This window comes from Acinetobacter sp. SM34 (assembly GCF_022012365.1).
Classification (GTDB): Bacteria; Pseudomonadota; Gammaproteobacteria; order Pseudomonadales; family Moraxellaceae; genus Acinetobacter.
On the sequence record NZ_JAKLTP010000033.1, the window covers coordinates 1 to 1,039 of the forward strand.

Below are 1,039 nucleotides of genomic sequence, written 5' to 3' on the forward strand. Positions count from 1 at the left end.
GGCTTTGTTGCATAAACATTCAAAAGCCGAATTTTCCCCAAGCCATTCAAATTTAACAGACAACTTGGGTATGAACTCGGCCTAATTCCGTAAATTTATTTAATACTGCCACACGTGCATGAATCTCATTCACCTGGCTTTGAAAACTCCGTGCACTGAGTTTATCTCCCAATAATTTGATGCAATGCATCTTGGTTTCTACCAAGCTTCGCCTATGATACCCAGACCACTTTTTCCAAATTGTTCTGCCTAAGCATTTAACCGTTTTCAACAATTCATTTCTTTCTAAAGAACTCAGCTTTTTGTCTTTCCAGGGCTTCGCATTTTTTCTTGGCGGAATCACCGCATATGCCTGTCGATCTGAAATGACTTTTCTGCAGTGTTTCGTGTCATAAGCCCCATCTGTATAGACAGAATCAATCTGCTCATCAAGTGGAATTTGATTAAGTAAATCCTCGAGTACTTGTGAATCACTGACATTGTTTGTCGTGAGCTGAACGGCCCGTATTTGCAGCGTTTCAGCATCTATGCCAATATGAAGTTTACGCCATTGGCGACGATATTCGGGCTGATGTTTCTTACGTTTCCATTCACCTTCACCTAAAAACTTCAAGCCAGTAGAGTCGACGAGTAGGTGGAGACCATCACGACTTTTTTGATAGCGAATTGCAATATCAATATACTTTCGTCTTCTACAAATAGTCGAATAATCTGGCGCTGTCCAATCTAATCTACAAAGTTTAATAAGGCTCTGAACAAAGCCAGTGACCATGCGTAAAGAGAGTCGAAATAGTGATTTGATCATAAGGCAGCATTGAATAGCCGCATCAGAATAAGTTTGATTTCTACCATGTTTGCCTTTTGGTTGTGCATACCATTGAGTAGTCGGGTCAAACCAGATCAAGATATTTCCTCGATTCACCAAAGCTCGGTTGTAAGAAGACCAATTGGTTGTGCGATAGGTTTTAGGTGCGAGCTTATTCATTTGAGAATTATATTGCTAGATAAGCCTTTACAGATAGGTTTGTGCAACAAAGCC

The 1,039-nt window shown here is 40.3% G+C and carries 1 protein-coding gene; it reads right to left on the reverse strand.

What is annotated here, in order from left to right; translation table 11 throughout:
• Positions 1 to 52: 52 nt before the first annotated feature.
• The gene (locus tag LZZ98_RS15425; protein ID WP_237788593.1) at positions 53 to 985 is read right to left on the reverse strand and encodes an IS5 family transposase; all 933 of its coding nucleotides are present in this window, start codon (positions 983 to 985) and stop codon (positions 53 to 55) included.
• Between the last annotated feature and the right edge of the window lie 54 nt (positions 986 to 1,039).